This is a genomic window from Mesorhizobium sp. P2_F8 (assembly GCF_056403655.1).
On the sequence record NZ_JBFUFB010000003.1, the window covers coordinates 16,772 to 43,195 of the forward strand.

General features: G+C 64.2%; 28 protein-coding genes. 12 read left to right on the forward strand and 16 right to left on the reverse strand.

The features are described from left to right. Window positions 1–14 precede the first annotated feature (14 nt). Complete coding sequence (locus AC1DZP_RS07310; protein ID WP_477282756.1) at window positions 15–446, forward strand: hypothetical protein; 432 nt, start codon at window positions 15–17, stop codon at window positions 444–446. On the opposite strand, the gene AC1DZP_RS07315 is transcribed toward AC1DZP_RS07310, so the two are convergent. Beyond that, on the reverse strand, window positions 341–649 hold the full coding sequence (locus AC1DZP_RS07315; protein WP_245331348.1) for a KTSC domain-containing protein: 309 nt from the start codon (window positions 647–649) through the stop codon (window positions 341–343). The two genes, AC1DZP_RS07310 and AC1DZP_RS07315, sit on opposite strands and share 106 nt — an antisense overlap. 125 nt (window positions 650–774) lie before the next feature. Between AC1DZP_RS07315 and gspD the strand changes: the two genes are divergently transcribed. Genes gspD through gspG form a run of 3 tightly spaced genes read left to right on the forward strand, consistent with a single transcriptional unit; the run spans window position 775 to window position 3,907 of the window. Beyond that, window positions 775–2,898, forward strand: a complete 2,124-nt coding sequence (gspD, locus tag AC1DZP_RS07320) for a type II secretion system secretin GspD (protein ID WP_477301211.1) — start codon at window positions 775–777, stop codon at window positions 2,896–2,898. A gap of 2 nt (window positions 2,899–2,900) precedes the next feature. Next, entirely contained in the window at window positions 2,901–3,395 is a 495-nt protein-coding gene (locus AC1DZP_RS07325) for a prepilin peptidase (RefSeq protein WP_477301213.1), read from the forward strand. After that, entirely contained in the window at window positions 3,395–3,907 is a 513-nt protein-coding gene (gene gspG, locus AC1DZP_RS07330) for a type II secretion system major pseudopilin GspG (protein WP_477301215.1), read from the forward strand. Before AC1DZP_RS07325 ends, gspG begins: the two co-directional genes overlap by 1 nt. 13 nt (window positions 3,908–3,920) lie before the next feature. Here gspG and AC1DZP_RS07335 read toward each other — a convergent pair whose 3' ends face one another. The 15 genes from AC1DZP_RS07335 to AC1DZP_RS07405 form a co-directional block, all read right to left on the reverse strand. Continuing rightward, window positions 3,921–4,646 (reverse strand): hypothetical protein, encoded by a 726-nt coding sequence (locus tag AC1DZP_RS07335; protein WP_477301217.1) that lies wholly within the window; start codon window positions 4,644–4,646, stop codon window positions 3,921–3,923. Further along, window positions 4,643–5,002: a PulJ/GspJ family protein gene (locus AC1DZP_RS07340; RefSeq protein WP_477301219.1), complete on the reverse strand. Its 360-nt coding sequence runs from the start codon at window positions 5,000–5,002 to the stop codon at window positions 4,643–4,645. The genes AC1DZP_RS07335 and AC1DZP_RS07340 overlap by 4 nt, the downstream gene beginning before the upstream one ends. Beyond that, window positions 4,999–5,472, reverse strand: a complete 474-nt coding sequence (locus tag AC1DZP_RS07345; RefSeq protein ID WP_477301220.1) for a GspH/FimT family pseudopilin — start codon at window positions 5,470–5,472, stop codon at window positions 4,999–5,001. The genes AC1DZP_RS07340 and AC1DZP_RS07345 overlap by 4 nt, the downstream gene beginning before the upstream one ends. Then, entirely contained in the window at window positions 5,469–6,686 is a 1,218-nt protein-coding gene (locus tag AC1DZP_RS07350; RefSeq protein ID WP_477301222.1) for a type II secretion system F family protein, read from the reverse strand. The genes AC1DZP_RS07345 and AC1DZP_RS07350 overlap by 4 nt, the downstream gene beginning before the upstream one ends. Further along, window positions 6,686–8,353, reverse strand: coding sequence for a GspE/PulE family protein (locus AC1DZP_RS07355; protein WP_477301224.1), 1,668 nt, complete (start codon window positions 8,351–8,353; stop codon window positions 6,686–6,688). Before AC1DZP_RS07355 ends, AC1DZP_RS07350 begins: the two co-directional genes overlap by 1 nt. Further along, window positions 8,350–9,261 (reverse strand): hypothetical protein, encoded by a 912-nt coding sequence (locus AC1DZP_RS07360; protein ID WP_477301226.1) that lies wholly within the window; start codon window positions 9,259–9,261, stop codon window positions 8,350–8,352. The genes AC1DZP_RS07355 and AC1DZP_RS07360 overlap by 4 nt, the downstream gene beginning before the upstream one ends. Continuing rightward, window positions 9,258–9,851: a hypothetical protein gene (locus tag AC1DZP_RS07365; RefSeq protein WP_477301228.1), complete on the reverse strand. Its 594-nt coding sequence runs from the start codon at window positions 9,849–9,851 to the stop codon at window positions 9,258–9,260. The genes AC1DZP_RS07360 and AC1DZP_RS07365 overlap by 4 nt, the downstream gene beginning before the upstream one ends. Beyond that, window positions 9,848–10,447, reverse strand: a complete 600-nt coding sequence (gspM, locus tag AC1DZP_RS07370) for a type II secretion system protein GspM (protein ID WP_477301230.1) — start codon at window positions 10,445–10,447, stop codon at window positions 9,848–9,850. The genes AC1DZP_RS07365 and gspM overlap by 4 nt, the downstream gene beginning before the upstream one ends. Window positions 10,448–10,449: 2 nt before the next feature. Continuing rightward, a complete protein-coding gene (locus tag AC1DZP_RS07375; protein ID WP_477301232.1) occupies window positions 10,450–11,532 on the reverse strand; it encodes a PilN domain-containing protein in 1,083 nt (360 codons plus the stop codon). Between the two features lie 335 nt (window positions 11,533–11,867). Beyond that, a complete protein-coding gene (locus AC1DZP_RS07380) occupies window positions 11,868–12,215 on the reverse strand; it encodes a DUF1493 family protein (RefSeq protein WP_477301234.1) in 348 nt (115 codons plus the stop codon). Window positions 12,216–12,249: 34 nt separating this feature from the next. Next, on the reverse strand, window positions 12,250–12,930 hold the full coding sequence (locus AC1DZP_RS07385; RefSeq protein ID WP_477301236.1) for a transposase: 681 nt from the start codon (window positions 12,928–12,930) through the stop codon (window positions 12,250–12,252). Between the two features lie 4 nt (window positions 12,931–12,934). Next, window positions 12,935–13,282, reverse strand: coding sequence for a transposase (locus AC1DZP_RS07390; protein ID WP_477301238.1), 348 nt, complete (start codon window positions 13,280–13,282; stop codon window positions 12,935–12,937). 130 nt (window positions 13,283–13,412) lie between these two features. After that, window positions 13,413–13,616, reverse strand: coding sequence for a DUF4926 domain-containing protein (locus tag AC1DZP_RS07395; protein WP_477301240.1), 204 nt, complete (start codon window positions 13,614–13,616; stop codon window positions 13,413–13,415). 105 nt (window positions 13,617–13,721) lie between these two features. Continuing rightward, window positions 13,722–14,888 carry an alpha-D-ribose 1-methylphosphonate 5-triphosphate diphosphatase gene (locus tag AC1DZP_RS07400; RefSeq protein ID WP_477301242.1) on the reverse strand — a complete coding sequence of 389 codons (1,167 nt, stop codon included), beginning with the start codon at window positions 14,886–14,888 and terminating at the stop codon, window positions 13,722–13,724. Continuing rightward, the gene (locus AC1DZP_RS07405) at window positions 14,875–15,180 is read right to left on the reverse strand and encodes a hypothetical protein (RefSeq protein WP_095091080.1); all 306 of its coding nucleotides are present in this window, start codon (window positions 15,178–15,180) and stop codon (window positions 14,875–14,877) included. The genes AC1DZP_RS07400 and AC1DZP_RS07405 overlap by 14 nt, the downstream gene beginning before the upstream one ends. Window positions 15,181–15,213: 33 nt before the next feature. On the opposite strand from AC1DZP_RS07405, the gene AC1DZP_RS07410 reads away from it, so the two are divergent. From AC1DZP_RS07410 to AC1DZP_RS07445, 8 genes are all read left to right on the forward strand, one after another. Next, on the forward strand, window positions 15,214–15,816 hold the full coding sequence (locus AC1DZP_RS07410) for an ANTAR domain-containing response regulator (protein ID WP_095091081.1): 603 nt from the start codon (window positions 15,214–15,216) through the stop codon (window positions 15,814–15,816). Between the two features lie 2 nt (window positions 15,817–15,818). Beyond that, window positions 15,819–17,057 (forward strand): CmpA/NrtA family ABC transporter substrate-binding protein, encoded by a 1,239-nt coding sequence (locus tag AC1DZP_RS07415; RefSeq protein WP_477302183.1) that lies wholly within the window; start codon window positions 15,819–15,821, stop codon window positions 17,055–17,057. Between the two features lie 347 nt (window positions 17,058–17,404). Beyond that, entirely contained in the window at window positions 17,405–18,733 is a 1,329-nt protein-coding gene (locus tag AC1DZP_RS07420; protein WP_477301245.1) for a CmpA/NrtA family ABC transporter substrate-binding protein, read from the forward strand. 86 nt (window positions 18,734–18,819) lie between these two features. Beyond that, the gene (gene ntrB, locus AC1DZP_RS07425) at window positions 18,820–19,710 is read left to right on the forward strand and encodes a nitrate ABC transporter permease (RefSeq protein ID WP_477301247.1); all 891 of its coding nucleotides are present in this window, start codon (window positions 18,820–18,822) and stop codon (window positions 19,708–19,710) included. A 10-nt stretch (window positions 19,711–19,720) separates the two neighbouring features. Then, on the forward strand, window positions 19,721–20,518 hold the full coding sequence (locus AC1DZP_RS07430; protein WP_184874447.1) for an ABC transporter ATP-binding protein: 798 nt from the start codon (window positions 19,721–19,723) through the stop codon (window positions 20,516–20,518). Window positions 20,519–20,522: 4 nt separating this feature from the next. Continuing rightward, window positions 20,523–22,973: a nitrite reductase large subunit NirB gene (gene nirB, locus AC1DZP_RS07435; RefSeq protein WP_477301249.1), complete on the forward strand. Its 2,451-nt coding sequence runs from the start codon at window positions 20,523–20,525 to the stop codon at window positions 22,971–22,973. 220 nt (window positions 22,974–23,193) lie between these two features. Further along, window positions 23,194–23,523: a nitrite reductase small subunit NirD gene (gene nirD / locus AC1DZP_RS07440; RefSeq protein ID WP_477301251.1), complete on the forward strand. Its 330-nt coding sequence runs from the start codon at window positions 23,194–23,196 to the stop codon at window positions 23,521–23,523. A gap of 3 nt (window positions 23,524–23,526) precedes the next feature. Further along, window positions 23,527–26,397: a nitrate reductase gene (locus AC1DZP_RS07445; protein ID WP_477301253.1), complete on the forward strand. Its 2,871-nt coding sequence runs from the start codon at window positions 23,527–23,529 to the stop codon at window positions 26,395–26,397. Window positions 26,398–26,424 lie beyond the last annotated feature (27 nt).

Below are 26,424 nucleotides of genomic sequence, written 5' to 3' on the forward strand. Positions count from 1 at the left end.
GACAGGAGACTGCCATGAAACATCAGACACTCGATCAACTGCATGCGGTCGCCAAGATTGAAACTTCGGCCGCATATTCGGAAATGACACGCAACCAGCGCATCGAACGCTGGGCGGAACTTCTGGAGCAACATCCCGAGCGATGCCTTGCCGCGTTTACAGGTACCGAATATCTGCACATGGAGGAACGTGCCAGCGTGCGGGGGGACGGATCAGCACTTGCCGTTGCCTTCGACGATCCGGTGTTGCGCGCATGCGGCCTGAAGGATGACACGTATGGCGAGGCCAGGCGGTTCTTCAAATTGAGCGACTGGCAACTGCACGAAATCGTCTGCGATTGTCATGTCGGCGCAACCATGAAGGCGCATTGGGCTGCCGCGCGGGTTCGCACAACGCTTGGAGGAAACGGATTCTTTGCATGGCTGAGGCAAAGGATCATGTACTGAGTTGGCCGGTTTGAGGTGAGGATCGTCACCTGTCCGGACCTCGATACGATCCCCACCTGACCGGTTTGGGTCAAGCTGAAGACGGCGTAGGTTGCCGGGGCAACATCTTCGTAGTCATAGCTGTCGCCGCTTGGGACAAACCAGACGGAGAGCGTTCTGGTTGCCGGATCGTATTTGGTGTTTCGGGTCACAGTCGACGGCATTTTGGGCACCCGTTGCACGCGTTGCTCTGCACCACCTACCCTGTGGATAGACCCCAAATACGCCCATCATTCCAAACATCCGCTTGCAAGAAGCCCTAGACTGGGAATCTAGGGGAATCGGGTGGATGTCGAGCAAGCCGAGTAGTCGCGTCGTGTTGTGCACGCTGCTGGCGATTGCCGGCTGCACCTCCGCGCCGGGCAAGGACTTCTTCACCGAGACCATCGACAGCCTGCATGCCAAGAACTCGCCCTTGCGGGCGGGATATACCGGGACCGGCGCCGTCACGTCGGCCGCCGGCCAGGCGCAGCGCTTCAACGGCGCGCAATACCAGGGCTCGGGTCAGTTCGTCTCCTCCGGAGCCCCCGTCACCAAGGTGACGACCGATGGCTCTGGCCAGTTCGAGCTCAATCTGGTCAACGCACCGATTGCCGAGGCGGCGAAGGCAGTGCTTGGCGATGCGCTTCACCTCAACTACATCGTCGACCCGCGCGTGCAAGGCACGGTGACGCTGCAGACATCGCAGCCGGTGTCGAAGGATGCGCTGGTCGACATCCTGCAATCGGCGCTTGCGGTGAATGGCGCCGGCATCACCAACCGCGCCGGCACCTACCAGGTTGTGCCGCTTTCCGAAATCATGTCCAGCACGCCGCCGGTCAGCGTGCCGTCGACGTCACCGTCCGGCCCCGGCGTCAAGGTGCAGGTGCTGCAGCTGCAATTCATCGCGGCCGACGAGATGAAGACCATTCTCGAACCGATCACCCGCCAGGGCTCGGTGCTGCGGGTCGATTCCACCCGCAACCTGATCACCGTCGCTGGCAACGACAGCGACCTCAATGCCATTCGCGAAGCGGTTTCGGTGTTCGACGTCGACTGGATGCGCGGCATGTCGGTCGCGCTGCATCCGCTGAAGACCTCCAAACCGGAAGCGGTTGCCGCCGAACTCGATTCGATTTTCGGCACCAAGGATGGGCCAGGCGCCAAGCTCATCCAGTTCATCCCCAACGACAGGCTGAATTCGGTGCTGGTGATCACCTCGCGCCCGGCCTATCTCGCCCGTGCGGCGAGCTGGATCAACAAGCTCGACAGGCTGGCCGAGACCAATGAAAGCCAGCTTTTCGTCTACCAGATCCAGAACCGCCCGGCCAAGGAACTGGCCGCGGTGCTGAGCTCCGTTCTCGGCACCACCGTCAAGACCGAAGGAGACTCTGGCGGCTCGAACGTGTCGCCCGACCAGACCCCAATCGCCATGCAATCGGATGGCGTCACGCCGGTGCCACTGACAGGGCCGTCGCCTTCGCTGCCCCCGCAGGACGGACAGCCGCCCGCCCACGCCACGGTTGTCGCCGATATCGAAAACAATGCGCTGCTGATCCAGACCACGGCGCGCGATTACGAACGCATCGAGCAGATCCTGGCCAAGGTCGACGTGCTGCCGACGCAAGTCATGCTGGAAGCCGTCATCGCCGAAGTCACGCTCAACGACGAGCTGAAATACGGCCTGCGCTGGTTCTTCGAGAATGGCGGCATGAAGATCTCGCTGTCCGACGTGGCGAAGGGAGCCGCCGCGGCGGCACTGCCGGGCTTCAACTGGAGTTACGCAACCGACAACATCCAGGTGACGCTGAACGCACTGTCCAGCATCACCGACGTCAATGTCATCTCGGCGCCAACCATCATGGCCCTGAACAACCAGAAAGCGATCTTGCAGGTCGGCGACCAGGTACCGATCGCCACAAGACAGGTGGTGGACCAGTCGTTCGGCAGCGCGCCGGTCGTCTCGGTCGAGATGAAGGACACCGGCGTCATCCTGACGGTGACGCCTCGCATCAACAATGCCGGCAGGGTCATGCTCGACATCGAGCAGGAGGTCAGCAATGTGACGAAGACCACGAGCTCCGGGATCGATTCACCGACCATCCAGCAGCGCAAGATCCAGACCCGCGTTCTGGTCAATGATGGCGAGAGCCTGGCGCTGGGCGGCCTCATCCAGTCGCGCAACAATGTCGACCGCACGCAAGTGCCGATCCTTGGCGATATCCCGATTATCGGCAACGCGTTCAAGCAGAAGACGGATAGTATCGGACGCACCGAACTGATCATCTTCATCCGGCCGCATGTTGTCCGCGACATCAACGAAGCCCGCGAAGTGACGGACGAATTCCGCGGCAAGATCAGCCTGCAGACGCCGATCCAGAAGCGGCGCGGCGGCACCAAGCTGCAACAGGACCTGAAGAGATTGGCGTATTGACGATGGCCACGCACCCATCTCTCGTGCTGGCTGCCACGGTCGCCCTGGTTGCGGTTCTGGCCGCGATTTCGATCGCCGATTTCCGCAGGCAGATCATCCCGGACGGGCTCAACCTGGTTCTGGCCGCCCTCGGCCTTGGCTATCAGATAACGACCGAGGCGGACGGCCTGCCGCTGCGGCTCTTGTTCGCAGCCATGACTTTTGCCGCTGCGTGGCTGATCCGGCGCGGTCATTTCCTGATGACCGGCAGGATCGGTCTCGGCCTCGGCGACGTCAAGATGCTGGCCGCCGCCGCATGCTGGATCAGCCCGCTGCTTTTGCCGGTGCTGCTGTTCATCGCCAGCGCCAGCGCCCTGCTGTTCGTCGGCGGGCACGTGCTTGCGACAGGGCCCGCAGCGGCGCGGGCTCGTGTTGCCTTCGGTCCGTTTATCGCCATCGGCCTCGGCTGCAGCTGGGCGCTGGAGCAATTTGCAGGTTTGAACATGGGACTGCTCTGATGATCACTCAGCGCTTCACTCAACCTTCCGAAAAATCCGGCCGCGCCAGAAAATCTGTCGGCGCCAGAAAATCTGTCGGCGCCAGAAAATCTGTCGGTGAAAGCGACCACCGCGAAGGCGGCTTCACCCTGGTCGAGCTCCTGGTCGTGCTCGCCATCATCGCGTTGATCGCGACACTGGCCGCGCCGCAGGTCCTGCGCTATCTCGGCTCGGCCAGGACCAACGCCGCCAAGGCGCAAATTCGCAACATCGAAAGCGCGCTCGAGCTCTACTATGTCGACAACGCGAAATACCCGACCGCGGAGGAGGGGCTCTCGGCCCTGGTCGCCGCGCCTGCCGGCGAAGCGCGCTGGAACGGGCCCTATCTCAAGGGAACAACCGGCCTGAAGGATCCGTGGGGGAGGCCTTATTCCTACGAAGTGAAGGCCGATGCGAGCGGCGTGGTCATCCGCAGCCTGGGCAAGGACGGCAAGCCGGACGGAACCGGCGAAGACCAGGACGTCAGCAACTGATAGGGCCCGGGAGTCACTTCGTGCGCGGCATCACCTGGGCATTTGCCAGGTCGAGTCGTGCAAAACCTCTCGCTGAATAGGCCGCACCATCCCGCATAACCGAGATGGTGAAGCGCACGGCGGCGGGCAGGCGCCGTGGTACGGCCCAGCTCGGCGACCACGACGAGGCCGCCGCCACACCGTCGAGATATTCGAAGTTCATGGCGATCACGCCGCCGATCAACCGCACCGGTTCGCCCGGTGTCGATGTGCCGGATTCGCTGCCGCGCCGTGTTTTCTGAACAATGGCCAGCGCGCCTCCGGCCTGGCCAAGCGAAACAGCAATTTCGCGCAGCGCGGAGGATTTGAAACCGATTGCCTGAACGGCGCTGAATTCGATCCGGCCACCGTTGCCGTTGAGATAAAGCACCATGTCCGGCGACGACTTGGACAAGGGCAACGGCTCGGCATGGCTGATCGCCGTTTCCAGAAACCGCGATGCTGCGTCGACCTCCATCTGGAATTCGGTTGCCTTTTCGATGCGCACCATCGTTCGGGCCTGGCCGAGGAAGACCATCATCAGCGACGTAATCACACCGATCAGGGCCAGCCCGACCAGCACGTCGATAAGCGCAAACCCCTCGACTGATGCCGATGGGCCTGGCAGCGATTTACGGCCAGGCCGACGGGCGCCTGGAAGACGTTCGCGCAGCCTGCCGGCTCGGACCTTGGAAAGAGCGCGGAAAAACGGGCCGCTCATGGGATGGCCGGATCCCGCACGGGCACGAAGGTCAGAAACGGCCCGCCTGGAAACGCACCGCCGCTGTTCTCGATGACAACAGCGGTTACCTTTGCCTTCGACACGTCTATCGTGCGGGTCTTCAGGGTCCAGCCGGATTGCGCCGTGGTTCGGATTTGGGCTTCGTAGTCGGCCAGCATCACCCGTACGGTCCTGGCCGCTTCGGCCTGGCGCTTGGCCACGGCGATGCTGCGGCTCGCCAGCACGATCGATTGGCTAGCAATGCCAAGCACAAGCGCCAGGATGGTCATGGCGACGATCATCTCGAGGATCGAGAATCCGTCTTCGGGGGAGGGCTGCGACGATGAGCCGGTCATGGCAGCGCGCGCCACGTCGGAAGCCCGGTCAGCCAGTTGACCGCGATGCGCGCGGTCCGGCCTTTTTGCTGCAGCGAGATATCCATGCCGGAAGCGCTGCCGTCGGGAAGGAAGGTGAGGACCGTCTGCCGGTCGGCGACGACGGTCTCCTGGCCGGTGACCACGGTCATTTTGACATCGTCCGGCAGGGCGACGATGTCTCGTTCGCCAAAACGGATGATGCGGGTGCCGAGATCGACAACGACCTGCTTCGGCCTGGCGGTGGCGATTGCCGATGTGCGTGACAGGCGCAGCCGCATGGTGATTTCGCCGGCCAGCGTCTCCAGGTTCTTGGTGCGGTAATTGCTGACGAGCCCCGGCGCGGCGATCGCCGCGACGAGGGCCATGATCGCCAGCACGACCAGCATTTCGACCAGGGTAAATCCAGCCGTTGCGTCCGTCGATGCGCTGGCTTCCGGCGCGGCCGTCATTGCAGCGCCAGATCGTTGATGCTTAGGATCGTGGTCATCACCGAAATGACCAGGCTGCCGACGAGAAAACCGAGCGAAATCGTCAAGGCCGGCGTCAACAGCTTCAGCACCGTGTCGATCCGCCGCGTCAGCGTCAGCTGAAGCATTTTCGCGGCGCGATCCAGCACCACCGGAAGCGCATTCGCCTCTTCGCCGAGCGAGACCAGCGACATCGTCGCGTTGTCGAAAATCCCTGCCTTGACGATCGCGCCATGCAGGCGGGCGCCATTGGCGACGGTTTCTTCGATCGAAGCAAAGCTTGCCGCCAGTGAACTCTGCCTGGAAACGTTGGCGGCCAAGCCAAGCGCCTCGGTCATCGCCACGCCATTGCCGAGCAGCAGCGCAAGCGTTTCCAGATAGCGCGCGACCACGGCATCCCTGACCAGCGCGCCGATCAACGGGACCTTCAACAGCCAATGCGAGAACTGTTTTCTGGCGCCTGTGGACCGGGACAGGAAAAGATAGGAAAGCAGGCCCAGCACCGCCGCCAGCGGGAAGACGAAGGGATAGTCCCTGAACACCGTGCCGAGCGCCGAAAGCACGGTCATGGTGAACGGCTTGGGGGCGGATGAGCCTTCGAAGATCGGTTCCAGCGCCGGCACCAGCACCGTCGCTAGAATGACCAGTGCGCCGCTCATGACCAGTAGCAGGAAAGCCGGATACGCAAGCGCCTCGACGATTGCCGCGCGGCGCTTGGCCGTTGCCTCGAACGTATCGGCCAGCCGCTGGCATATATAGGCCATCTTGCCGCTGCGCTCACCGCTGGCGAGCAAGGCGGCAACGTCGGATGTGATGCCCGGCAGGCCGGCAAATGCTTCGGCGATCGGCCGGCCGCCTGTCGTGAGATCGAGCACCGATTGCAGCTGTTGCCGCCGCTGGCGGTTGGCCTCGCCCGAGATAACCGCGTTCAAGGCACGGTCGACCGTGAAGCCGGCGTTCAGAAGCACTGAAAGCTCGGAAAACAGCCGGCTGAGATCGACCCTGCGGGTGAACGTCAGCGCGCTGCGCCCCGGCAGGCGAAGCTGCTGCCTTTCGCCGTTCACCGCGGCAAGATGGTAGGAGCGGCGGCCCTGCTGCGCCAGTTTGCGGGCGGCATCCTGCTTGGTCGATGCATCGAGGACGCCGGTCTCGGTGCTGCCGTCGACGAGATAGGCGCGATAGGCAAAGGCCGGCATCAATCACCTCCTGCGAGATCGATGACGCGCCGGACTTCATCCATCGTGGTGACCTGCGATCGGGCAAGTGCGGTTGCGTGCACCGACATCGGCACGAGGTCGTCTTCGGCCGCGATTTTCGCGATCTCCATTTCGCCGGCACCCTGGTCGATAAGTTCGGCGATGCGCGGCGACACCTGCAGCATTTCGTAGGTCACCGTGCGCCCGCTGTAACCGGAGCCGTTGCAGGTGCGGCAGGCCGGACCGATTTGGTCGGCGCCATGGCAGGTCGGGCAGATACGTCGCAACAGCCTCTGTGCGATGACGCCTCTGATCGTCGCGCCGAGCAGATAGCCGTCGATGCCCATGTCGCGAAGGCGCGTGAGTGCGCCCGCGGCACTGTTGGTGTGGAGCGTTGAAAACACCAGATGGCCAGTCAGGGCCGCCTGGACCGCGACTTGCGCCGTCTCGCGATCGCGAATTTCACCGAGCAGGATGATATCGGGATCCTGCCGCAGGATCGAACGCAGGGCGGCGGCAAAGTCGAGGTCGATCGCCGGATTGACCTGCAGCTGCGTGATGCCGGCCATCCGGTATTCGACCGGGTCCTCGACGGTGAAAATCTTGACGTCCGGCCGCGAACGTTCCGCGAGGATGGAATAGAGCGTCGTCGTCTTGCCGCTGCCGGTCGGCCCGGTGATCAGCACGATGCCGTTGGCGGCTTGCGACATGGTGCGGATTTTGGCTTGCGCGGCGCCGTCGAACCCCAGCTTCTCCAACTTCAATTCGACGCCCGCGCGGTCGAGGATTCGAAGCACGATGGCTTCGCCGTGAATGGACGGAATGACCGAGACGCGCAGGTCGACGTCGCGGCCGCGCACGGCGATGCGCATGCGTCCGTCCTGCGGCAAGCGCCGTTCGGCAATGTTGAGCCGCGACAGGATCTTGATGCGGGTGGAGATGCCGGACAGCATCGCAATGGACGCAGTGTCGACGGTGGACAGCATGCCGTCATGCCTGAAGCGGATGCGGACGTGATCCTCGAGCGGCTCGATATGGATGTCGGTGGCTCTCGCATCGACTGCCTTGTGGATGGTCTCGGCGACGAAGCGAACGATCGGCGCCTCGCGCGCAAAATCCTTCAACCGTTCGAGGTCGTCGGGGCCGAAATCCAGGGTTTCGCCACCGTTGCCGCCATTTGCAACGGCCGCCATGGCCGATTGCTCGATGCGGTCGATGCATTCGGCGATGATGCGCCTTGGCAATATGCGCAGCGCCAGCGTMCGCTCATAGTGAAAGGCGAGCGCGTCGATGGTTGCCGACGAGAACGGATCGGCCACGGCGACGACCAGCCGCTCGGCGTCCATCTGCAACGGCAGGATCGCATTTTCACGCAGATAGGCCAGCGGCACGCCTGCCAGCATTTCGGGGCTGACCTGTTCGGGAATCTCGACCGGCGTCGGTGCGTTCAGGTAGCGGCTGAGGCTGTTGGCAAGGTCCTGCTCGCCGATCAGGCCGAGTTCGGTCATCACCGTATCGAACGGGTGTCCAGATGTTCGCGATGCCCCCAATGCGCGCTGGGCGGCGTGCGCGGTCAGCACCTTCTCGCCCTCGAGAAAGGCAAGGAACGCCTCGATCCCCTGGATCTGGCCTTGGATCTGGCCAACGGGCTGCGAAGACGCGTTCATGAGCTCCACCCGCGCAGGATCCGCGCCGCCTCGGCGCCGAAAAGCACCTCGCAGCCGGCTGCGCCGACGACTGGCGGCAGTGCGGAGGCTGCAGGGACCGGGCTTCGGGCAACGCGCTGGAATGCCGTCGGGCTGAGCGGGGACCTCTCGATGATGAACCCGGCTTCGGCCGTGATCCCGGATCCGTCCCGCCTCACGACCACGTCGACCGTGTAAGCCGATGCGTCGGCCGGCGCTTCGGTGACCGATGCACTGCTGGCGCCGGCAAGAGCAGCGCGAAGACGGTTCGGCGCGCGATCGGCGCTGATCGTGCCGCGTTTCGAGTTGACCGTGAAAACAGCGTGGAGGGTCTGCAAGGGCATAGACGCAAGGGCCGAAAACTCCTGCAGTTCGGACACCGATTCGAACGGCGCCTGCTTGTCTTGGGGCGGCCCGACAGGGCTTCTGGGCTGGCCAGCGAACAGCGTGGCATTGTCACGAAACCGGATCGCGGCCTTGGCCAAGGCTTGCGCCATCTCCCGCTGGAAGCGGAGCGATGCGAAACCAAGCGCCAGCAATTGGTCGTCCGCGGCATTGAGATCGATCAGCCCGTCATGATCCTGGACGCGGACATCGAAGCTGAAGCCTCCCTCCCGGCACGCTGCGGGTGTGGAATCCAGCGGCAATGTTTTCGCCCCCGAGCCACCGGTCAATTCGCTCGCAACCACATTGCCCAGGCCTTCGGCAAGCAGCGACAGGCGTTCCTGCTCGAGCTCGTTGTTGGCGATCATCAGCCGCGTTTTTGCCGTCACGGCAAAGGGGACGACGATGGCCGAGACGATCAGCATGAACACCAGCACGGCGACCAGCGAAAAGCCGCTGCTCGCGCTTTCACCCCCTGCGTTCCGGCTTTCGTGGCGGTCGCTCATAGTTGCGGTTCGTTCGGCGCTGGCAGCGGGACATCCGGGGCCGCTGGCGGGGCATTTGGGGGTGGCGGCGGGGCGTTCTTCCATGGCGGATAGAGCGGGACCCGCGCCACCTTGCCATTGCGCTCCAGCACGGCCTGATCCTTGTCGATCGCCGACACCGTCCAGCCGTCGACGGTCTCGCCGCTGCCGTACCAGATCGCGGTTTCGCTGCCGGCGACGCGCATCAGGGCCTTCGCCGCCCCACCGTGAATGCTGATGCCCAAAAGCGCAGGCGCGGCGGCGGGCGCGGCCTCGGGCGGTGGCGGCGTCTGTTCGACGGCGGCGGCGACGACCGCAACTGGCGGCGGCCCGGCCGGCGGGGCGACGAATTTCCGGCGCATCGGCGTGAACAGCGGCCGCTCGAACGTCTCGCTGAAATTGCCGGCCTCGGGAAACTGCAGCGCTCCCGCCGCCGAGGCCAGGCCGCCGTCATGCCCCTTGCCGGAGGCGACCGGCGAGATGTCGACCGGGGTGTCGTAGAGGGCGACATTGACCAGGACGAGGCCCGCGATCATGGCCGCAATCGCAAGGCCGGCGAATTTCCGGATCATGGCTTGACCCCGCCCGGCGCCGGCGCCACCGGCGTTTGCAGCGGGCCGTAAAACAGGATTTCGGCAAAGATCTCAGGGTCGCCGGTGCGCCCGGCGACCGGCCCGACGTCGGTCGTGCGCAGAGTGGCCTCGCGAATGAAAAGCACCGGAAGCGACGTTTCGATGGCGAGAACGGCGTTGTGAATGCCCTCCAGCGGTCCCGAAAGGTTGGCCCGCAGCCCGATGAAATCGACGCCCGCTTCGCTCAGCACCGGCGCATTGCCGGCCGACAGCACGTTGACCCCGTTGGCGGCGGCAATCGCGTTCAGCCGGGTCTGCAGCCCGCCGCGAATGATCGCCTCGCTTTCGCCGGTGAGAAACTCGGGATTTGCCGCGGCCACGGGGCTGGCGGCGCTGTCGAGGCGCTTGGCCAGCGCCGCCACGCTCTGCAACTGGCCGAGAAGCTCGCGCTTTTCCTCGATCCCGGCTTGCGCCGAGGCGACGCTGTCGAGCCCCGCGAACACCGCCCAGGCCAGGACACAGGCCGTCACCGCCGCAAGGGCGAGCGCAATCAGGCGGCGGACCAGCGGGCCGGTGTTGAGGATCGCGGAGAGCATGGTCAGAGCGCTCCGATCTTTGCTGAAATGGTGAAGTGTTCGCCGTCCTGGCCGGGAACCCTGACCACCGGCGATGCGAATTCGGGCGCCGAAAACAGCGGCGAATCGTCGATCGGCTTGATCAACTCGGCGGCGGAAGCGGAAAAGCCAGTGATGGTCAGGTCGTCGCCCTTGGCCGAAAGATCGGTCAGCCAGGCCGAGTCGGGAAGCAGGTGCGTCAGTTCGGCCCAGACGCGCACCAGCGACGCCGTCGTCTTCTTTTCCGTGCGGATCTTTTCGATTTGCTCGATGCCGGTCTGGCGCTTCTGCAGCGCGGTGCGTGCCGCCTTGGCCAGCACCTGTGCATCGGCGATCTCTGTGTCCAGTTCCGCGCCGGCCTGCCAGGTGCGCCAATGCGCATGAGCGAGCGTGACCAGCGCTGCCGCGGCCAGCATCGAACAGGCCGTCACCCAGACGGTCCTGGCGCGACGGTCGCGCGCGGTCGGCGGCCAGATGGCGGCGAGGCTGAGCGGATCGGCCCGCAGCGTGCCCTCCGGATGCGACAGCGACAGGCACCGGATCGCCCCGCCGGCCCGGCGAACCGTGTCAAGGACCGCGGCAAGCGTCTTCGCCTTGACGACATGGTAGACGCAGTCCTGCCCTACCTGACTGGCGAAGACCACATGCACTTGCGCCGGGTCGATCGGCGTCGAGGCCAGAAGGTCGAGCTCGGCCATGTCCCGCGCCTGCCGAAGCGGCAGCCGCCGCGCCGCCAGTTGCCGGGTCAGGAACAGCCCGGGCTGGATGCGGATATCGAAGCTCGGCCGCTTGCGCCGGGGCCCGCCCTGGAGAAGTGCCAAGATCTCATCCGAGGACGCGGTAAGCGCCAACGGGATCGACTGGAACTCCGGCGCATTGGCCTCGCGGGCGCGGATGCCGTCATCCGCCAGGCTGATGATCCAGTCGCTTGTGGAAGATTGCTTTTGTCCGCGCGCGACCCGCGACCAGACACCTCGCAGCTCATCGAGCCACCAGTCGAAGAAATCCAGAACCTGCGCGTTGAGTGTCGCCACGACCAGCCGCCCGCCACCCCGGCTGATTCTCAACCCGGGTTTCTCAGGGCGAGACTACTACAAATGCCGGTGTGATGCGGATATTCGCGAAGGCGGGGAAGGGCGGTTGGCCACAGGTTTGTTGGCTAGCGGTGCCCAAGCGCAACGCTGTGGCAGGCAGGGACCACTATGCGGGTAGGCGATTAGTCTGCACACGGCGACCGGCGAACTTAGAAAAAGTGCACTGTCACCGTAATTCGCTTGATCGTTGCCAACTTCGACGCCGTCGGAAACGTTCTGAACGTCATCCTGGCCGTCAGAGGCCATCCTCCAGGATAACCTGTCACAGAAATTACCGTGTCTCACTTATGGGGTGCAGCCCAGCACTGTCACCGTATTTCCGTCGTCCTCTCCGGGCCTAATCGCCCTCGTCGAGCAGCGTCTATCAACTGTCCAATCGTCATGACCTTTTTGGTACTCGTTTGCGCTTTCCGCATGGGCAACAGTTTTCGCAAGACCGATACAATGGACGGCTCAGAGTGGAAATATTCTGAGGAATCGAAACCAGAAACATCCATCGAGAATTCTTTCGATACCTCAAGCAAGACCTCGATAGCGTCATCTCCGTCTAGCAACAGGTCTTGGACCAGTCGGGATTGGGTAGTCATCTTATCACGGCTCAATCCGCTCTTGCGTGCTACGATGGAGAACACACGCTCTTCAACGTCCGCTTGCATGTCACTGCCCCTGATAGCGAATTACGATGACGAATTACGGTGACAGTGCACTATTTTCGTTTCGCCGTCTGCCTCGCTGACCCGGTTTGACGGCTTTTCCGATTTGTCCGGCAAGCCGGTCCAGGAATGCTTCGTTGCCTACCGGTCGACCGATGCTCTCGGCCTTGCGCAGTGCGTTGAATGCCGCGACATCCGTCTCTAGCAAATCGAACAGCCCCGTCGGTGATGGCAGCCGGTCCTTCATCGGCTCCAGATCCGTGACACCGTCTGGTTCGCCTGTCAGGTGCGCCCGGGCGCTTGACCAAGGCCAATCCTGCGCCTGGTTCACCAGCCTTGCGCGCACAGGATTCAGCCCGACATAGCGCACTGCCGACAAGAGGTGATCTTCGTCCATGGCAACGGCGCCGAAGCGACCTTGCCAGAAATGCCCGGTTCTTCTCTGTCGTGCGTGGATGGTTCCCGCATAGGCGCGGTGTACCTTGGCGAGTGCGCGGCGCAGGCCATCCGGGTCTGCCGGCGTCAGGATCAGATGCACGTGGTTCGGCATCAGGCACCACGCCCAAATTCCCACGTCGGCGGCGCGGCAATGCTCGACCAGCAGGGTCTTGTAGAGCGCATAGTCTTGCGACGTGAAAAACACCTTGGCGCGCCCGTTGCCGCGTTGCGTCACGTGGTGAGGCAGACCGGGAATGACGATGCGGGCAAGGCGAGCCATTCGGTCAGTCTACACACAATGGTGGTCGAGCGAACATCGCAAAAAGTGCACTGTCACCGGAATTCCCAGTTCTTCTCTGCCGCGCGTGGATGGTTCCCGCATAGGCGCGATGCACCTTGGCAAGCGCGCGGCGCAGGCCATCCGAGTCGGACGGCGTCAGGATCAGGTGCACATGGTTGGGCATCAGGCACCACGCCCAAATTCCCACGTCGGCGGCGCGGCAATGCTCGACCAGCAGGGTCTTATAGAGCGCATAGTCTTGCGGCGTGAAAAACACCTTGGCGCGCCCGTTGCCGCGTTGCGTCACGTGGTGCGGCAGTCCGGGAATGACGATGCGGGCAAGGCGAGCCATGCGGTCAGTCTACACACAATGGTGGTCGGGCGAACATCTCAAAAAGTGCACTGTCACCGTAATTCGCAGGTCAGATTCTGAATACGATTTGACCACCGGACGGCTCCGTATCGATTTATTTAGATTGATATTACTGTTCGGAAACTATTTCAAACTGCTCTCGAAGTAGGGAAACCTGAGTGATAGTCCTTCCTTGATCGTCCGAAAACTCAATCTCATAAGCCTCTCTAGGGTGTCTGTGCTCAGCGACCACAACACCTAAATCGCCCGCGCGAAGGCACGAAGATACAATGTCAAATTTCAACCGAACAACCTCATTTACTTTTGGTTTCATCGCATACCCCTATTTTACATATAGGGTGCTCAAAGACGGAACGCTCGATCCAGGGCTGTACATCCATCCTGTACGAAATACGGGGACAGTACACCATTTTCTTGTTCAATGCCGGCGCAGGCTCAGCGTGCCGTCGCTGTAGATCATGCGGCCGGCGCGGAAGGTGGCGCGGACGCGTGCTACCGGGTGGCGGTCGGCGACGACGAGATCGGCCAGAAGTCCCGTCTCGATGGCGCCTCGGTCGTCAAGCCCCAATGCCTTGGCCGGGTTGGTGCTGGTCAGCGCGGCCGCCGCCACAAGGCCACCGTCACCCAGCGCCGCCAGGCTGAGAACAGCCGGCAGGATCGAGGCCGGATGGTAGTCGCTGGCCAGCATGTCGAGCAGCCCGGCCTCGTAGGCCTGCCGGGCGGAAAGATTGCCGGAATAGGAATTGCCGCGCAGTGCATTGGGCGCGCCCATGACGGTGTGCATTCCGAGCCTGCGGGCTTCTTGCGCCGCCTCCAGGGTCACCGGGAATTCGCTGAGCGCAGCACCCAGGCCATGGACGAATTCCACTTTCTCCAGCGTGTCGTCGTCATGCGAGGCGAGCACGATGCCGCGGGCGCGGGCAAATGCCGACAGGGCCTGCAGCGTGCTGAGGACGTCGCCATGTCCGTTTCGGCCGGCGATGCGCTGGCCGACGATCTCGGATGCCTCGGCAACGGACATGCCGCGCTCCTTGGCGATGCGGGCGATGTAGAGTTCGACGTCGCGGTACTGCCCCTGTCCGGGCGTGTGGTCCATCAGCGAGATCAGGTGCAGCTTGCCAGCGTCCATCAGTCTCTGCAGCACGCCGATGGCCGCGGCGAAAGTCACCTCGAACCGGGCATGGATGCGATGATCGACCAACAGGTCGTCCTTCAGTCCGGCAATGGTCTCGATGATATCAGACGTATGCTCTTCCGAACGCAGCACGCCGCTGGTGACGCTGGCGCCGATGAAGGAGAGCGCGGCATAGGCCGTGGTCACGCCGCAGGAGGCCAGCTTCTTGTCGAGCTCGGCAATGCCGATCGGCATCGGCACATGCACGCCGAGGCGTGGCTCCACTTCCCTCTCCACCATGTCGCCATGCATGTCGATGAAACCGGGCAGCAGCAGGCGGCCTCCACCCACGATATCGGCGTTCTCGACAGGCTCGTCGCGGACCTCTTCGATGCGGCCGTTTTCGATCCGGATGGCGCCATTGGCAATGACGCGGTCGCGCAGGACGATTTCGAATTCACTCAGCCACATCTCGTCTCTCTTTGGCTCTATCTCTGGGTTTGAGCATGATCTTCCCCGAAACGGATTCGCTTTGCGGGATCAAGCTCCAGGTCGGCGCGTTGCTGGGCACAGGCGTGGTGCGGGTCCTGGAAGACCTGGTCGGCCCCTGTTCCACCACAAGCCCCTGCGCAGGCATAACCCGGTCGGCTATCGTTCTGATGACACAGAAATCATGCGAGGCCAGGGCCATGGTGGTGCGGCAGTGCAGCCGTTTCAGCTTGCCATGCGCAGCGAATGTTGCGCTCGCCGGGTTATCCCGCATTGCACAATTCCTTCGCTTGGGCACAATGCAGGCATGGTCCGAACCGCACTCGCCGTCCTGGTGATCGATGAAAACCGCATCCGCGCCGCGATCATCGAGGCGGGGTTGCGCGAGGCCGGCCATGAGCGGGTCACCGTCATCCATGATGTGACCGGCATTGCACGGCGGATCGCCGAGATCGAACCCGACGTCATCGTCATCGATCTCGAAAACCCGAACCGCGACATGCTTGAAAACATGTTCCAGCTGTCGCGCGCGGTGAAGCGGCCGATCGCCATGTTCGTCGACCGTTCCGACCAGGCCGCGATCGAGGCGGCGGTCGATGCCGGCGTTTCGGCCTATGTCGTCGACGGCCTGCGGCAGGAGCGCGTCAAGCCGATCCTCGACATGGCGGTCAGCCGTTTCAACGCCTTTTCGCGCATGGCGCGCGAACTGGAAGAGGCGCGCAGCGAGCTCGAGAGCCGCAAGGTGATTGATCGCGCCAAGGGCATCCTGATGAAATCGCGCGGCCTCAGCGAAGAGGCCGCCTACACGTTGCTGCGCAAGACGGCGATGAACCAGAACCGCAAGATCGGCGACATCGCCCAGAGTCTGGTGACTGCCGCCGGGCTGCTGGGACCGGCGGAGGACGAATGAGCATGGGCGCCGAGCATCAGATCACCGCCGGCTTCATGCCGCTGTTCGACAGCGCGGTGCTGGTCGCGGCCGGCGAGCTTGGCTTTGCCGCGCGCGAAGGCATCGACCTCACGCTGCACCGCGAGACGTCCTGGGCCAACATCCGCGACCGCATCGCCATCGGCCACTTCCATCTCGCGCATATGCTGGGACCGATGCCGCTCGCCTGCAATCTCGGGCTGACGCCGCTCGCTTCAGAGACCATCGTGCCGTTCTCACTCGGTCTCGGCGGCAATTGCGTCACCATTTCCAATGCCGTCTGGGCCGGCATGGCAGCGCATGGTGCTGCACCCGATCTCGACCCGGCGCGCGCCGGTGCCGCACTTGGCGCGCTTATCCGCGAGCGCGCCGCTGCGGGGCGCGACCCGCTGCGCTTCGCCGTCGTGCATCCGCATTCCGGGCATAATTACGAGCTGCGCTACTGGCTCGCCGCCTGTGGAATCGATCCGACGCGCGAGATCGAGATCGTCATTGTGCCGCCGCCCTTCATGGCCGACGCGCTGGCCACTGGGCGGATCGACGGCTACTGCGTCGGCGAACCCTGGAACAGCGCCGCGGTGGCCGCCGGCACCGGCCACATCGTCACCGTCAAGGCGCAGATATGGCGCAACAGCCCGGAGAAGGTGATCGGCGTGCGCAAGGTCTGGGCCGAACAGTCCCCCGACGCCTTGGCGGCGCTGCTGCGCGCGCTGCATCACTCGGCGCGCTGGTGCCAGGATCCGGCCAACCATGGCGAACTGGCCGGGGTGATGGCGCAGCCCGGCTTCCTCGGCCTGCCGCCGGCGGTCCAGATGCCGATCCTGACCGGCCATCTCCAATTGGGTGGCGGAGCGGCGCTGGATATCGAAGACTTCTTCCTGCCCTTCGACAAGGCAGCGAACTTTCCGTGGAAGAGCCATGCGCTGTGGTTCTACACGCAGATGGTGCGCTGGGGGCATGTCGAACACACGCCTGGCAATCTCGCTATTGCCCGCGACTGCTACCGTCCCGATCTCTACCGTTCGGCGCTGAAGCCGCTTGGCGTCGCGCTGCCCGGCGCCAATTCGAAGGTCGAGGGGGCGCTGCGGGTGGCCACCGCGGTCGGCGCGACAGGGGCCGGCCTGGTGCTCGGCCCCGATGGCTTCTTCGACGGCCAGATCTTCGATCCCGACGAGATCGAAGGCTACATAGCCGGCCAGAAATCGGCCCACGCGGAAGCCTGATTATTTCCGCGCCATTCTTGTGCATTGCACAAAAATTGTGCGTGCGATTGCTCTAATGAACAATCTTTGGCCTGCTCGCCATATCGCTTGGTGCGTAGGCGGACGGGGCGTTTCATTGATTTCATTGTTATTTTTCCTTTCTCTCGAAACTGGCATGGTTCATGCTTTGATATAACCAGGCCTCCTTGGGGTCACGGAATAGGCGTCCAATGACGGGCGCCCACAGGCAAAGCTGCCGCTCAGGTCAAGACGCGATCCGGATTTCCGGACGCGAAGGCCTGGCCGGCGGCTTTTTTGTTTTTGGGCCAACAATCGACGGCGCGGACCGCGTTCAACCGGAGACGACGATGAAGAAGACGATGAAGACATGGATCGGGACTGGAACATCGCCAAAGGATGTGACGCGCCGCGATTTTCTGGTCAGCAGTGCGATGACGGCGGGGCTGTTCATGGCCGCCCGCAAGCTTTTCCCCTCCGGCGCCTATGCGGCCACGACCTCGCCGGAAGTCACCGGCGCCAAGCTCGGCTTCATCGCGCTGACCGATGCCGCACCACTGATGATCGCCAAGGAGAAGGGGTTTTTCGAGAAGTTCGGCATGCCCGATGTCGAGGTGCTCAAGCAGGCGTCCTGGGGCGCGACGCGCGACAATCTGATGCTCGGCGGCGCGGCCAACGGCATCGACGGCGCCCATATCCTGACGCCGCTGCCCTATTTGATGCACACCGGCAAGGTGACGCAGAACAATCAGCCGATGCCGATGGCGATCGTGGCGCGGCTCAACTACGACTGCCAGGGCATTTCGGTTGCCCAGGAATATGCCGGCACCGGTGTCGGCCTCGACGCCTCGAAGCTGAAAGACGCCTTCGCCGCCAAGAAGGCGGCCGGCAAGGACATCAAGGCCGCCATGACCTTCCCGGGCGGCACCCATGATTTGTGGCTGCGCTACTGGCTCGCCGCCGGCGGTATCGATCCCGACAAGGATGTCTCGACCATCGTCGTGCCGCCGCCGCAGATGGTGGCGAACATGAAGGTCGGCAACATGGATGTGTTCTGCGTCGGCGAGCCGTGGAACGAGCAGCTCGTCCACCAGGGCGTCGGCTTCACCGCCGCCACGACGGGCGAATTGTGGAAGGGCCATCCGGAAAAGGCGCTCGGCCTGCGCGCCGAATTCATCGACAAATACCCGAACGCCACCAAGGCGATCCTGATGGCCGTCATGGAAGCCCAGCAATGGTGCGAGGCCAAGGAGAACAAGGACGAGATGGCCGCCATCATCGGCAAGCGGCAGTGGATGAACGTGCCTGTCGCCGATATCATCGGCCGCCTCAAGGGCGACATCAACTACGGCAATGGCCGCGTCGCCACCGGCACCGATCTCTACATGAAGTTCTGGAAGGGTGGCGTGTCCTATCCGTTCAAGAGCCATGACTCGTGGTTCCTCGCCGAGAACATCCGCTGGGGCAAGTTCGCGCCGACCACCGACATCAAGGCGCTGGTCGATCAGGTCAACCGCGAGGACCTGTGGCGCGAGGCGGCCAAGGACCTTGGCGTGGCGGCAGCCGACATTCCGGCGTCCTCGTCGCGCGGCGTCGAGACCTTCTTCGACGGCAAGGTCTTCGATCCGGCCAACCCGTCCGCCTATCTCGACAGCCTGAAGATCAAGGCCTCGGCATAACGAGCGCAAACGGCGCATTTGCGTCGCTTGTCGCAACGGCGCCTTGCGCCGTTGCGGAGATCCCGACCAAGGAGTTTTTCCCAGACATGTCGATCCAGACAATCGAGGACACAACGGTGAAAGCGTTCCCCGCCAAGCCAGCGGAGGTCATCCCTTTCACCGCCAAGGCGCGGCGCCGTTTCGATCCGATGGTGATCGCCGGCAAACTGGCGAGCGCGCTGGTGCCGCCGGCCATCGTCATCGCCCTCATGCTGGTCGTCTGGCAGATCGCCTGCTCGTCGCCGACCGCCAGCCTGCCGCCGCCGAGCCAGGTGTGGAACGAGGCCTACGACCTGATCGCGCATCCGTTCTTCAACAATGGCCCGCAGGATATCGGGCTTGCCTGGCGGGTGCTGATTTCGCTGCAGCGGGTCGCCATCGGCTTTGGCCTGGCGGCGATCGTCGGCGTGGCGCTCGGCGCGCTTGTCGGCCAGTCGATCTGGGCGATGCGCGGCCTCGATCCGGTGTTCCAGATCCTGCGCACCGTGCCGCCGCTGGCCTGGCTGCCGCTGTCGCTGGCCGCGTTCCGCGATTCCAGCCCGTCGGCGCTGTTCGTCATCTTCATCACCTCGATCTGGCCCATCATCATCAACACCGCCGTCGGCGTGCGCAACATCCCCGAGGACTACCGCAACGTCGCGCGCATCCTGCGGCTCAACCAGTTCGAATTCTTCGTGAAGATCATGGTGCCGGCCGCCGCCCCCTACATCTTCACCGGCTTGAGGATCGGCATCGGCCTGTCCTGGCTCGCCATCGTCGCCGCCGAAATGCTGACCGGCGGCGTTGGCATCGGCTTCTTCATCTGGGACGCATGGAATTCGTCGCGGCTGCCCGACATCATCGTCGCGCTCGCCTATATCGGCGTCACCGGCTTCTGCCTCGACCGCCTGGTCGCGGCGGTCGGCGCCTTCGTCACCCGCGGCACAACGGCAAAGTGAGGACAGCGCCATGACGGCCTATCTGAAGCTCGACCATATCGACAAATCCTTTGCCCGCGGCAATCAGGTCAGCGAGGTGCTGAAGGACATAAGGCTGACCATCGACAAGGGCGAATTCGTCTCGATCATCGGCCATTCCGGCTGCGGCAAGTCGACCTTGCTCAATTTGATCGCCGGGCTGACCACAGTGTCCGCAGGCGCCGTGCTGCTCGAGGACAAGGAGGTGGACAGCCCCGGACCCGAACGCGCCGTGGTGTTCCAGAACCACAGCCTGCTGCCGTGGCTGACCGTCTATGAGAACATCAATCTGGCGGTGTCGAAAGTCTTCGGCCGTTCGAAGAGCAAGGCCGAGCGGCATGACTGGATCATGCGCAATCTCGACCTCGTGCAGATGGCGCATGCCAGGGACAAGCGCCCGGCGGAAATCTCGGGCGGCATGAAGCAGCGCGTCGGCATCGCCCGGGCGCTGGCCATGGAGCCGAAGATCCTGCTGCTCGACGAGCCGTTCGGCGCGCTCGATGCGCTGACGCGCGCCCATCTGCAGGACGCCGTGATGGACATCCATTCGCGGCTCGGCTCGACGACGATCATGATCACCCATGACGTCGACGAGGCGGTGCTGCTCTCCGACCGCATCGTCATGATGACCAACGGCCCGGCGGCGACCATCGGCGAGGTGCTTGCGGTGCCGCTGGCGCGCCCACGCCGGCGCATCGAGCTCGCCTCCGACCGGACCTTCCTGCGCTGCCGCGAGGCGGTGCTGAAGTTCCTCTATGAACGCCACCGCTTCGTCGAAGCCGCGGAGTAGGGCCATGAGCGAAAAACTCGTCATCATCGGCAACGGCATGGCCCCAGGGCGCATGCTGGAGCACCTGCTGGAGCAGGCGCCGGGCCGCTACACGGTCACCATCTTCAACGCCGAGCCGCGGGTCAATTACGACCGCATCATGCTGTCGCCGGTGCTGTCGGGCGAGAAGGCCTATGAGGAGATCATCATCCATGGCGACGGCTGGTACATCGCCAACAACATCACCCTCTACAAGGGCCACAAGATCATCGCCATCGACCGGGCGGCGAAGACCGTCACCTCCGATCACGGCGTCACCGAGCCCTATGACAAGCTCGTCATCGCCACCGGCTCGGTGCCGTTCATCATTCCGGTGCCCGGCCATGATCTGCCGGGCGTGCTGACCTATCGCGACCTCGACGACGTGCAGGCGATGATGCTCGCCGCCCAGTCGCGGGCGAAGGCCGTGGTCATCGGCGGCGGCCTGCTCGGGCTGGAGGCAGCGGCCGGGCTGAACGCGCAAGGCATGGACGTCACCGTGCTGCATGTCATGCCGACATTGATGGAGCGCCAGCTCGACCCGGCCGCCGGCTATCTCCTGCAGCGCGCCGTCGAGCAACGCGGCATCAAGGTCATCACCAAGGCCAACACAAAGGCAATCACGGGCAACGGCAAGGTCGGGCAGGTGGAACTCGCCGACGGCACCATCATTCCGGCGACGCTGGTGGTCATGGCGGTCGGCATCAGGCCGAATTCGGCGCTGGCCAAGGAAGCCGGCATTGCCGTCAATCGCGGCATCGTCGTCGACGCAGGCATGCGCAGCAACGATCCCGACATCTACGCGCTTGGCGAATGCGCAGAGGTCAACGGCCAGGTCTACGGGCTGGTCGCACCGCTCTACGAGATGGCGCGCGTTGCGGCCCAACAGCTGGCCGGCAACGAGAAGGCGGCCTTCGTCCACATGGACACGCCGACCAAACTCAAGGTCACCGGTATCGACCTGTTCTCGCTCGGCGACTTCGCCGAGGGCGAGGACCGCCAGGAGATCGTCCTGCGCGACGCGGCCGCCGGCGTCTACAAGCGCCTGGTGCTGAAGGACGACCGCATCATCGGCACGGTGCTCTATGGCGAGACGGCCGACGGCGCCTGGTTCAACGACCTCAAGAAGAAGCAGACCGACATTTCGCCAATGCGCGACACGCTTATCTTCGGCCAGTCATACCAGGGGGGTGCCCCGCTGGACCCTATGGCAGCCGTTGCAGCCTTGCCGGATGATGCGGAAATCTGCGGCTGCAACGGCGTTTGCAAGGGAAAGATCACCGGCGCGATCACGGGCAAGGGCCTGACCTCGCTCGACGATGTCAGGGCGCACACCAAGGCGTCGGCCTCCTGCGGCTCCTGCACCGGGCTGGTCGAGAAGCTGATGGTGCTGACGCTCGGCGACACCTACAACCCTGCGGCCGTGCAGCCGATGTGCGGCTGCACCACGCTCGGCCATGACGAGGTGCGCCGGCTGATCAAGGCCAAGCATCTGAAGACCATTCCCGCCGTCATGCAGGAACTGGAATGGGCGACCTCCTGCGGCTGCGCCAAATGCCGGCCGGCGCTCAACTACTATCTCGTCTGCGACTGGCCGGACGACTATGCCGACGACTACCAGTCGCGCTTCATCAACGAGCGCGTCCACGCCAACATCCAGAAGGACGGCACCTATTCGGTGGTGCCGCGCATGTGGGGCGGCGTCACCAATGCGGCCGAACTGCGCGCCATCGCCGATGTCGTCGACAAGTTCGAGATCCCGATGGTCAAGGTCACCGGCGGACAGCGCATCGACATGCTCGGCATCCGCAAGGAGGACCTGCCGGCGGTGTGGGCCGATCTTGGCCAGGCCGGCTTCGTCTCCGGCCACGCCTATGCCAAGGGCCTGCGCACGGTGAAGACCTGTGTCGGCTCGGACTGGTGCCGCTTCGGCACGCAGGATTCGACGGGCTTGGGCATCCGCATCGAGAAATTCATGTGGGGCTCGTGGACCCCGGCCAAGGTCAAGATGGCGGTGTCGGGTTGCCCGAGGAACTGCGCCGAGGCGACTTGCAAGGATGTCGGCGTCATCTGCGTCGACAGTGGCTACGAGATCCATTTCGCCGGTGCGGCCGGCCTCGACATCAAAGGCACCGAAGTGCTCGGCCTGGTCAGGACCGAGGACGAGGCACTGGAGCATATCGTGGCGCTGACGCAGATGTATCGCGAGCAGGGCCGCTATCTCGAGCGTATCTACAAATGGGCCAAGCGCATCGGGATTCCCGAAATCAGGCGCCAGATCATGGACGACGATGCCAAGCGCAAGGCCTATTTCGACCGCTTCGTCTTCAGCCAGAAATTCGCCCAGGTCGACCCATGGTCGGAACGCGTGTCCGGCAAGGACAAGCACGAGTTCCGGCCGATGGCGACTGTCGGTTTTGCGCAGGCGGCGGAGTAGGGCCGATGGAAGCGTTTCTTCCCACCCCCCTCTGGCCTGCCGGCCATCTACCCCGCAAGGGGGGAGATCGGATGCTGTTTCGGCTTTCGCCAATCTCCAACGTTGCGGAGTGGGCGCTGTCAGTGCAACTGCCGATCTCCCTCCTTGCGGGGGAGATGGCCGGCAGGCCAGAGGGGGGTGGCTGGGCGCCTTCAGATCGAGCAAAGGCGAGGATGGTAATATGAACTGGATCGCAATAGGCTCCCTTTCGGACATCCCCCGCCGTGGCGCGCGCTGCGTCGACACGCCGGATGGCAAGGTCGCTGTCTTCCGCACTGCCGACGATCAGGTCTACGCCATCGAAGACCACTGTCCGCACAAAGGCGGGCCGCTGAGCCAAGGCATCGTGCACAGCACGGCGGTGACCTGTCCCCTGCACAATTGGGTGATTTCGCTGGAGACGGGCAGGGCGCTCGGCGCCGATGAGGGCGCGGTGCGCACCATCCCGGTGCGGGTCGAAGGCGAGCGTCTGTTCATTGCGCTGGAAGCGCTGGCCAGCCGAGCGGCCTGACACATGGAGATTGACGCTGCGCGCGAGGTGAGGACCACCTGCCCCTATTGCGGGGTGGGCTGCGGCGTGCTGGCGAAGGTCGCCGCGGATGGGCAAGTGTCCGTCCGCGGCGACCCCGACCATCCGGCGAATTTCGGCCGGCTCTGCTCCAAGGGCTCGGCACTGGCCGAGACCATCGACCTCGACGGCAGGTTGCTTTATCCCGAAATCCACGACCGTCGCGCCGGCTGGGACGAGGCGCTCGACCTCATCGCCTCGACCTTCTCGCAAACCATCGCCGAGCACGGTCCCGATGCCGTCGCCTTCTACGTCTCCGGCCAGTTGCTGACCGAGGATTACTACGTCGCCAACAAGCTGATGAAGGGTTTTGTCGGCTCGGCCAACATCGACACCAATTCGCGCCTGTGCATGGCCTCTTCGGTCGCCGGCCACCGCCGCGCCTTTGGCTCCGACACCGTGCCGGGAAATTACGAGGATCTGGAGCTTGCCGACCTCATCGTGCTGGTCGGCTCCAATCTCGCCTGGTGCCATCCCGTGCTCTACCAGCGCATCGCAGCCGCCCGGGAAAAGCGGCCGGAGATGAAGATCGTGCTGGTCGATCCGCGCCGTACCATGACCGCAGACATCGCCGACATGCACCTGGCGATCGCGCCCGATGGCGACGTCGCTTTGTTCACCGGGCTGCTTGCCTATCTCGGCCAGCACAACGCGCTGGACCGCGCCTACATCACGGCGCACACAACCGGGTTCGGGCAAGCGCTTTTCGCAGCATCGGAGCTCGACCCTGCCGGCATCGCCGCCGCTACGGGGCTGAGCGAGGACGAGCTTGGCCGTTTCTACAGCCTGTTCGCCGCGACCTCCAAGACCGTGACCGTCTACAGCCAGGGGGTGAACCAGTCGTCTTCGGGCACCGACAAGGTCAACGCCATCATCAACTGCCATCTCGCCACCGGCCGCATCGGCAGACCCGGCGCCGGGCCGTTTTCGGTGACCGGCCAGCCCAACGCCATGGGCGGCCGCGAGGTCGGCGGCATGGCCAATATGCTCGCCGCCCATATGGAGATCGAAAATCCCGAACATCGGGAGCGCGTACGCCGCTTCTGGAACGCGCCTGACATCGCCGGAAAACCCGGCCTGAAGGCGGTCGAGATGTTTCAGGCGGTGGCCGACGGGCGCATCAAGGCGCTGTGGATCATGGCCACCAACCCGGTCGATTCGATGCCGGATGCCGACGCTGTCGAAGCGGCGATCAAGGCCTGCCCGTTCGTCGTGGTGTCGGACGTGCTGGCCAGAACCGACACGGTCCGCCACGCCCATGTCCGGCTGCCCGCCGCCGCCTGGGGCGAGAAGGACGGTACCGTCACCAACTCCGAGCGCCGCATCTCGCGCCAGCGCGCGTTCCTGGACCTGCCCGGCGAGGCGCGGCCCGACTGGCAGATCGTCGCCGAAGTCGGCAAGAGAATGGGTTTTGGCGAGGCATTTTCCTATGCGACGCCATCGGAGGTGTTTGCCGAACATGCCGCGCTGTCGGGGTTCGAGAATGACGGCGCGCGGGATTTCGATATTGGTGCGTATGCCGGGATTGATGCGGACGGGTATGAGGAATTGGCCCCGTTCCAGTGGCCAGCGCCGAGTCCAGCCACCCCCCTCTGGCCTGCCGGCCATCTCCCCCGCAAGGGGGGAGATCGGATGTCGCACCGGCTTTCGTCAATCGCCAACGTTGGAGAAAGAGCAGGGACGCCGAAACCGCCAATCTCCCCCCTTGCGGGGGAGATGGCCGGCAGGCCAGAGGGGGGTGCTCAAGCTGGACATCAGCCAGAGGAGCGCGCTCAGGCCGCAAGTGGCTCTTCCAGCCCCCGCTTCTTCGCCGACGGCAATTTCTACACACCCGACCGCAAGGCGCGCTTCATCGCCATTCGTCCCGCCGTCGAGACCCGCACCAGCCCAGACTATCCGCTGATCCTCAACACCGGCCGCATCCGCGATCACTGGCACACCATGACGCGGACCGGCAAAAGCCCGCGGCTGTCCCAGCACATTGCCGAGCCCTTCGTTGAAATCCATCCGGCGGATGCGCAGTGCTTCGGGATCGGCGACGCCGACATCGTGCGCGTTTCCAGCCCGCGCGGCGACGTGCTGGTGCGCGCGCTGGTGACGGCACGCCAGCGCCGGGGCAGCCTGTTTGCGCCGATGCACTGGACGGATCAGTTCTCGGCAAAGGGCCGGCTCGACGCGCTGACCGCGCCGCTTACCGATCCGGTGTCCGGCCAGCCGGCGCTGAAGCATGTCGCCGCCCGCATCGAGAAATTCGCCGCAAAGGCCTTCGGCTTCGCGGTGATGCGGCAGAGGCCGGAACCTGATACCGCAACCTACTGGGCCGCGGCCAAATGCAAGGGCGGCTGGCGGGTCGAGCTTGCCTTTGTCGACGATGGCATCGACTGGGCCGGCTTCGCCGGGTCCCTGTTCGGCACGACCCCGGGCGGCGAAATCCTCGCTTATCATGACCGCGATGCCGGCCAGCACCGCATCGCGGCTTTCGACGGCGATCACTTGTCAGGCGCCTTGTTCGTCGCGCCCGGTCCGGTAGCGGTGTCGCGCGGCTGGGCGGCGGACCAATTGACCGCCGATCATGTCGATCGACGCGCCAGGCTGGCGATCGTGGCCGGGCGGCCGGGCGGGGTCGACGTCGATCGCGGCGCCATCGTCTGCTCCTGCTTCGGCGTCGGCGCCAACCAGATCGCGCAGGCGGTGCGAAGCGGCTGCGCCAGCGTCGAGGCGGTCGGGGCGGCGCTGCATGCCGGCACGAATTGCGGCTCTTGCCGTGCCGAGATCAGGATCATCGTCGCCGCACAAATCCTTCAAGCCGCCGAGTGACCGGTGCCAGCGTGTGCCGCGAAGGCG